At 72.4% G+C, this 6973-nt stretch carries 6 protein-coding genes; 4 read left to right on the plus strand and 2 right to left on the minus strand.

Annotated features, from left to right (window positions below; all coding sequences use genetic code 11):
* Nucleotides 1-216: 216 nt before the first annotated feature.
* Nucleotides 217-1698 carry a sugar porter family MFS transporter gene (locus tag FLM69_RS06920; protein WP_141843619.1) on the plus strand — a complete coding sequence of 494 codons (1482 nt, stop codon included), beginning with the start codon at nt 217-219 and terminating at the stop codon, nt 1696-1698.
* Nucleotides 1699-1771: 73 nt separating this feature from the next.
* On the opposite strand, the gene FLM69_RS06925 is transcribed toward FLM69_RS06920, so the two are convergent.
* Nucleotides 1772-3073: a dicarboxylate/amino acid:cation symporter gene (locus FLM69_RS06925; RefSeq protein WP_036316429.1), complete on the minus strand. Its 1302-nt coding sequence runs from the start codon at nt 3071-3073 to the stop codon at nt 1772-1774.
* Between the two features lie 101 nt (nt 3074-3174).
* On the opposite strand from FLM69_RS06925, the gene FLM69_RS06930 reads away from it, so the two are divergent.
* From FLM69_RS06930 to FLM69_RS06940, 3 genes are read left to right on the plus strand one after another with little or no spacing between them, the layout of a single operon-like run.
* Entirely contained in the window at nt 3175-3618 is a 444-nt protein-coding gene (locus FLM69_RS06930; protein WP_370510499.1) for a hypothetical protein, read from the plus strand.
* Nucleotides 3615-4367 (plus strand): ABC transporter permease, encoded by a 753-nt coding sequence (locus FLM69_RS06935; RefSeq protein ID WP_036316433.1) that lies wholly within the window; start codon nt 3615-3617, stop codon nt 4365-4367. Before FLM69_RS06930 ends, FLM69_RS06935 begins: the two co-directional genes overlap by 4 nt.
* Nucleotides 4364-5371 (plus strand): glycine betaine ABC transporter substrate-binding protein, encoded by a 1008-nt coding sequence (locus FLM69_RS06940; RefSeq protein WP_049160971.1) that lies wholly within the window; start codon nt 4364-4366, stop codon nt 5369-5371. The genes FLM69_RS06935 and FLM69_RS06940 overlap by 4 nt, the downstream gene beginning before the upstream one ends.
* Nucleotides 5372-5400: 29 nt before the next feature.
* Here the strand turns inward: FLM69_RS06940 and FLM69_RS06945 are convergent, their stop codons facing one another.
* Nucleotides 5401-6972 (minus strand): alkaline phosphatase, encoded by a 1572-nt coding sequence (locus FLM69_RS06945; RefSeq protein ID WP_255502750.1) that lies wholly within the window; start codon nt 6970-6972, stop codon nt 5401-5403.
* Nucleotide 6973 lies beyond the last annotated feature (1 nt).

Here is a 6973-nt window from a genome sequence, read left to right on the forward strand (position 1 = left end):
CCGAGGCGCCGTCTGCCGCAGCCCTGTGCGGCAGACCTCCCGGCACGGCGGCGACCACGGCGGGCACAGCGGGCACGGTTCCCCCTGACGTTCCGCCGCCTCACCGTGGGCGGGGCGAGGGGCTGTGCGACTTGCACGCTCGCTGAGCGGAGAACACACTGTGCGGACGCACCGGCGCGCAGCGGGCCGTCGGGCGCGACCCAGAGAGGACCCACCATGACAGCGACCCGGTCCGGCGGCGCCGCGACGTCGCGCCTCAACGCCAAGGTGGTCGGCATCTCGGTCGCCGCCGCGCTCGGCGGCTTCCTGTTCGGCTTCGACACCTCCGTCATCAACGGCGCCGTGGACGCGCTCGCCGGGGAGTTCGGCCTCGGCGCCGGTCTCACGGGCTTCGCCGTCTCCTCGGCGCTGATCGGCTGCGCGCTGGGCGCCTGGTTCGCCGGGCCGATCGCCAACCGCCGCGGCCGCGTGCCCGTGATGGTGATCGCCGCGATCCTGTTCCTGGTCTCCGCCATCGGCTCGGGCCTGGCGTTCGGCGTGGTCGACCTGATCGTCTGGCGCATGGTCGGCGGCCTGGGCGTGGGCGCCGCGTCCGTGATCGCCCCGGCGTACATCGCGGAGGTCAGCCCGGCCCATGTGCGCGGTCGCCTCGGCTCGCTCCAACAGCTGGCGATCGTCCTGGGCATCTTCGTCGCGCTCCTCACGGACGCGCTCTTCGCGACGATGGCCGGGGGAGCGGCGCAGCCGTTCTGGCTCGGCGTCGACGCCTGGCGCTGGATGTTCCTGGCCGAGGCCGTCCCGGCGGTGCTGTACGGCCTGTTCGCCCTGAAGTTGCCGGAGTCCCCGCGCTACCTGGTCGCCCGCGGTCGCACGGACGAGGCGGCCGAGGTCCTGCACGAGTTCACCGGCGTGGACCGGGTGAACCTGATGATCGAGGACATCCGGCGCTCGCTGGACTCGGAGCACCGCGAGTCGTTGGCGGACCTGCGCGGACCGGCGGCGGGCCTGCAGCCGATCGTGTGGATCGGCATCCTGCTCTCCGTCTTCCAGCAGGCCGTGGGCATCAACGTGATCTTCTACTACTCCACCACCCTGTGGCGCTCGGTGGGCTTCGGAGAGTCGGACGCCCTCACGGTCACCGTGATCACCTCGGTCACGAACATCGCCGTCACCTTCATCGCGATCGCCCTGGTGGACCGCGTCGGCCGTCGCCCCATGCTGATCGCCGGCTCCGCCGGCATGGCGGTCAGCCTCGGCCTGATGGCACTGGCCTTCTCCTTCGCGGAGACCGGCGGCGCCGAGTCCGTGTCCCTGCCGCAGCCGTGGTCCACGGTGGCGCTGGTGGCCGCGAACGCCTTCGTGGTGTTCTTCGGTGCCACCTGGGGTCCGCTGGTCTGGGTGCTGCTGGGCGAGATGTTCCCGAACCGCATCCGCGCCGGCGCGCTCGCCGTGGCCGCCGCCGCGCAGTGGGCGGCCAACTTCACCGTCTCCACCACGTTCCCGTGGTTGGCGGACATCGGCCTGACCCTCGCCTACGGCCTGTACGCGGTCATGGCGGCGCTGTCCCTGGCCTTCGTGGCGGCCTTCGTGCCCGAGACCAAGGGCAAGACGCTCGAGGAGATGAGCGACGTCGTCGTGCGCTCCCCGGGGCAACGGCGCGCGGTGCGCGCCGAGGCGGAGCAGGGCCTGCGCGGCTGACACCGCCAGTCCCGACGACGGCCCCGTCCCGGAGCTGCAGACAGGGAGGGGGCCGTGGTGTGTGCGGGGCGGGTCAGCCGGCGTCGGCGCCGGTCGCGGCCCCCTCGTCGTCGAGGCGCTCCAGGCCCTCGTCCTCGGAGTCCTCGATGAGACGGTCTCCGGCGATCTTGTCGACGATCATCGCGATGGCGGCGTCGCCGGTCACGTTGGTGGCGGTGCCGAAGGAGTCGATGGCGATGTACGTGGCGACCATGAGCGCGACCTGCGGCTCGGTGAAGCCGAGCATCGAGGTCAGCAGGCCCGAGGCCGCCACGATCGCGCCGCCGGGCACGCCGGGCGCCGCGACCATGGTGACGCCCAGCATGAAGATGAAGCCCACGAACACCGGGACGTCGATCGACTGGCCCGAGAGGAACAGCACCGCGATGGAGAACGAGACGATCTTCACGGTGGAGCCGGCCAGGTGGATCGTCGCGCACAGCGGCACGACGAACGAGGCGATCGGCCGGCGCACGCCGAGCAGCAGGGTCTGGCGCAGGGTCACCGGGATGGTCGCCGCCGAGGACGAGGTGCCCAGGGCCGTCGCGTAGGCCGGCAGCATCGTCTTCAGTGCCGTGAACGGGTTGCGGCCCGCGATCGCGCCCGCGACGACGTACTGGAGGAGCAGCAGCACCACGGTGAGGCCGAAGACCAGCAGGATCACGCCGAGGAACGTGGTGATGACCTTGAAGACCTCGCCGGCGGCGGTCATGTTCAGGAACACGCCGAAGATGTAGACGGGCAGCAGCGGCACGATCAGGCCCATGACGACCCGCTCGATGATCGATCGCAGCTGGTCGAAGCTCTCGTGCAGGGCGCCGCGCGGCAGCATCGTCAGGCCGATGCCGAGCACGAACGCGAGCAGCAGGGCCGTCATCACGCCGAAGGGCGGGTCCATCTGCACCTCGAACAGCGGGCCGAGCAGCGCGTCCTCGGGGTTGGCCATCCCCTCGAAGGACCCGGGCGTGAGGATCAGCGGGAAGACGAGCAGGCAGACCAGCAGGGCGCCGAAGCCGCCGACCAGGGTGGAGCCGTAGGCGATGCCGCCGGTCAGGGCCAGCAGCTTCCCCGCGCCCCGGCCGATGTCGCCGATGGCGGGGGCGACGAGCGCCAGGATCAGCACCGGGACGATGAAACCCAGGAAGTTCGAGAACAGCCCGTTGAAGGTGGCGAAGGCCTGCACGAGCCAGGTCGGCGCGACCAGGCCGACGAGGACGCCGGCCACGATCGCGACGAGGATGCGGGGCAGCAGGCCGACGCGGCGGCGGGGCACGGCGACGGCGCCCCCGGAGTCGGGGCCGGACGCGTCGAGGGCATCGGAGTGGGAGCGAGACATGGCCGACACGCTAGCGCAGGCCGTCCTGCCCGTCGCCCGGTCGGTAGGCCATCCGTGGCGGTGCCGGCGACCCCCTCACCCGTGAGCGCCTGCAGCAGGAGATGCTCGACATCCAGGCCAGGGTGGGCAAGACCATCGTGATGGTCACCCACGACGTGGACGAGGCCGTGCTCCTGGGCGACCGGATCCTGGTGCTCGAACCCGGCGCGCACGTGGCCCAGTACGCCACCCCCGAAGAGGTCCTGGCGCGGCCGGCCACCGAGTTCGTGGCCGATTTCGTGGGGTCGGGGGCGGGGCTCAAGCGGCTGGGGCTGCGGTCGGTCGACTCGCTGCCGCTGCGCCCGATCGCACAGCACCCGACGGTCACGCTGCCGGGCGGGCCCGTGCTCGACGCGGCCACCCCGATCAGCGAGGCCCTCGCCGTGCTGGTCACGGCCCCGGCGGAGGAGATCGCCGTGGTCCGTGATGGCACGGTCATCGGTCTGCTCGACTATCCGACACTGCGCGCGCACGCCCGCGCCGGCGACGAGCAGGCTCGGCCGTGATCGCCCGGCTGCGTGCGGCCTCCGCCGAGGACCGCCTGCTCCTGATCGGCCTGCCGCTGCTGGTGGCCGCCCTGCTGATCGGGTGGACCGTCTGGGTGCGCGGAGCCGCCCTCGACGACGTCGAGGCCCGGCTGCTGACCTGGCCCACCGTCCTGCGCCTCACCGCCGAGCACCTGGCCCTCGTCGGCGTGTCCACCGTTCTGGTCGTGGCGACGGCCGTCCCGCTCGGCGTGCTGCTGAGCCGCCCCGCCGCCCGGCGGTTCACCCCCGTCGCCATGGGGCTGGCCAACGCCGGTCAGGCCGCTCCCGTGATCGGTGTGATCGTCCTGCTCGCCATGGCGTGGGGGTTCGGCTTCCGGGTCGCCGTCCTGGCCCTGTCCCTCTACGCGTTCCTGCCCGTGCTGGCCAACACGCTGGCCGGGCTGCGGGGTGTCGACCCCACCGTCGTCGAGGCGGCCCGCGGCATGGGCATGTCGCCGCTGCAGACCCTGCTCCGGGTGGAGCTGCCCTTGGCCCTGCCCGTGATCATGGCGGGTCTGCGGACCGCCCTGGTGCTGCTGGTGGGCACCGGGGCGTTCGCGACGTTCATCGACGCCGGCGGCCTCGGCCTGCTCATCCAGACCGGGATCGTCCTGTTCCGTTTCCCGCTGCTCGTCTCGGGGGCGATCCTCGTGGCCGCCCTCGCCCTGATGATCGAGTGGATCGGCCGCCTCGTCGAGACGCTGGCCACGCCGAGGGGGCTCGCATGACCACCTCGCGCGCGACCATCCCGCCCCGCCGCCGCGGCCGGACCCCCGCTCGTGCCGCGCTCGCCGCGCTCGGCCTGGCGGCCTCCCTGGTCCTGTCCGGGTGCGGGCTGAGCACCGCCGGCGGCTACCTGCCCTCGGGCACGCCCGCCGGCGACGTCGCCGGGATCGACCTTGAGGGCGCCCACGTGGCGGTGGGCTCCAAGAACTTCAACGAGGGCGTCGTGCTCGGCAAGATCACCGCGATCCTGCTGCGCTCCGCGGGGGCCGACGTCGAGGATCTGACCAACATGCCGGGTTCGCTCAGTGCGCGCCAGGCCCAGGTCGCAGGCGTCGTGGACGTCGAGTGGGACTACACGGGGACGGCCTGGATCACGTACCTGGGCCACACCGATCCGATCCCGGACGCCCAGGCGCAGTGGGCCGCGGTCCGGGACGAGGACGCGCAGCAGGGCCTGGTGTGGCTGCCGCCGGCCGAACTCGACAACACCTACACCTTCTCCGTGCGCCAGGACCGGGCGGAGGAGCTCGGCCTGGAGACCCTGGCGGACATCAAGGACCTCCCCACGGAGGAGCAGTCCTTCTGCGTGAGCGCCGAGTTCGCCGCCCGCAACGACGGGTTCCTGCCCATGCTCGAGTCCTACGGGATCGAACGGCCTACCGGATCCCGGCTGCGCCAGATGGACATCGGGGCGGTGTTCGCCGCGGTGGCGGACGGGTCGTGCACCTTCGGGGAGGCGTACTCCACGGACGGGCGGATCGCCGCGCTGGACCTGACGACCCTGCAGGACCCGCTGAGCTTCTTCCCGAAGTACAACGCGGCCCCCATCGTGCGCGAGGAGGTCCTGGCCCAGCACCCCGAGATCGCCGACCTGCTGGCGCCCGTGACCGCGCGCCTGGACAACGCGACGGCCGCGCGCCTGAACGCCCGGGTGGACGTCGACGGCGAGGAGCCCACCCAGGTCGCGTGGGACTGGCTCCGCGAGGAGGGCCTGATCACCGACTGACGGTCCGCCGACGCCGCCGGCACGGCGGATCAGGCGGCCGTCAGCGTGCGCGAGTAGACCGTCCGGCCGGCGGCGTTGATCAGACGCACCCGGAACTCGCGGCCGTCCTCGGGGATCTCGACGTGGCCGAAGTACTGGTGCTCGCCGGAGCGCGGCGAGCCCATGACCGGCCCGTGCGCCTCGAAGTCCAGGCGCGGGCCGAAGGTGCCGTCCAGCGTGTTCGGGCCGAACGAGCCGGCGTTGATGGGGCCGGCCACGAACTCCCAGAACGGCTCGAAGTCGGTGAACGCCGCACGGTCGGGGGAGTAGTGGTGCGCCGCGCAGTAGTGGACGTCGCCGGTGAGGAACACGACGTTCTTCACGCCGTGGTCCTTGATCGCCTTCAGGAGGCGGGCGATCTCCAGCTCGCGGCCCAGCGGGGCGCCGTCGTCGCCGTTGGACAGGGACTCCTGCCCCGTGCCATCGGGGACGATCAGGCCCAGAGGCAGGTCGTTGGCGATGACCTTCCACGTGGCGGTCGACGCCCGCAGCCCGCGGATGAGCCACTGCAGCTGCTCCTCGCCCAGGATCGGGGTCTCGTGGGTCTCGAGCCCCGGGGTGTTCTCGCCCTTGTGGGTGCGCATGTCCAGGGCGAACACGTCGAGCGTCGCGCCGCGGGGGATCCTGCGGTAGATGCGGGCGGGCTCGAAGCCCGAGCCGCGGCGCAGGGCCGTGGAGTCGGCGATCGGCATGTACTCCTGCCACGCGCGGCGGGCGCGGGCGGCCAGCGTGTCCACGTCACGGACCTGGGTGTAGCGCGGGTCTTCGAGGACCTCGCCCGGCCACCAGTTGTTGGTCGTCTCGTGGTCGTCCCACTGGGCGATGACGGGGACGTCCGCGTACAGGGCGCGGAGGTTGTCGTCCATCATGTTGTAGCGGTGGCGGCCGCGGAACTCGTTCAGCGTCTCGGCGACCTTGGACGTCTCCTCCGTGACGAGGTTGCGCCAGGTGGGCTCGCCGGCCACCTCGAGGGTCTCCGGGATGGGGTTGTCCGCGTAGATCGTGTCGCCGGAGTGCAGGAAGAAGTCGGGCTTCGTGGCGTGCATCGCCGCGTAGCCGCGCATGCCGCCGATCTCCGGGTTGATGCCGTAGCCCTGCCCCGCGGTGTCCGCGGTCCACACGAAGGACTGGGCGGCGGAGGTCCTCCGTCCGAACCGCGCGCCGGGCGCCGTCGTGAAGCGGGCCACGGCCGACTCGCCCAGGCGGCCGGCCTCGTCCTCGAACGCGTACGTCACCTCGAAGCGGGTGCCGGAGGGCAGCGTGTCCGCGAGGATCTTCGCGGTGTGGTCGGTGGCCCCGTCGACCCAGCCGGAGCGCAGGGTCAGCCCGCGAGCGAAGCGGCCGCGCAGCACCTTCCCGTCCTCGTCGACCGCGCGCAGCGTGGCGTGCAGGCGCGAACGGCCGGACGAGCGCGCCCACAGCACGGCCGAGTTCGAGGTGACGTCGCCGGTGGCGACGCCGGACGGCAGCGTCAGGCGGGACGCGACCAGGCCCCCGGGGGTGTGGCGGGCCCGGCTCTTATTAACATCTCCGAGCCCCCGAGACGGGGCGACACCTCCGATT

Source organism: Micrococcus sp. R8502A1 (assembly GCF_006704135.1).
In the GTDB taxonomy this organism is placed as follows: Bacteria; Actinomycetota; Actinomycetes; order Actinomycetales; family Micrococcaceae; genus Micrococcus; species Micrococcus luteus.

Excerpts from the sequence above, each read along its gene's own strand:
- FLM69_RS06930 (WP_370510499.1), top strand. The coding sequence starts at position 3,175 with ATGCTCGACATCCAGGCCAGGGTGGGCAAGACCATCGTGATGGTCACC.
- FLM69_RS06920 (WP_141843619.1), top strand. The coding sequence starts at position 217 with ATGACAGCGACCCGGTCCGGCGGCGCCGCGACGTCGCGCCTCAACGCC.
- FLM69_RS06940 (WP_049160971.1), top strand. The coding sequence starts at position 4,364 with ATGACCACCTCGCGCGCGACCATCCCGCCCCGCCGCCGCGGCCGGACC.
- FLM69_RS06925 (WP_036316429.1), bottom strand. The coding sequence starts at position 3,073 with ATGTCTCGCTCCCACTCCGATGCCCTCGACGCGTCCGGCCCCGACTCC.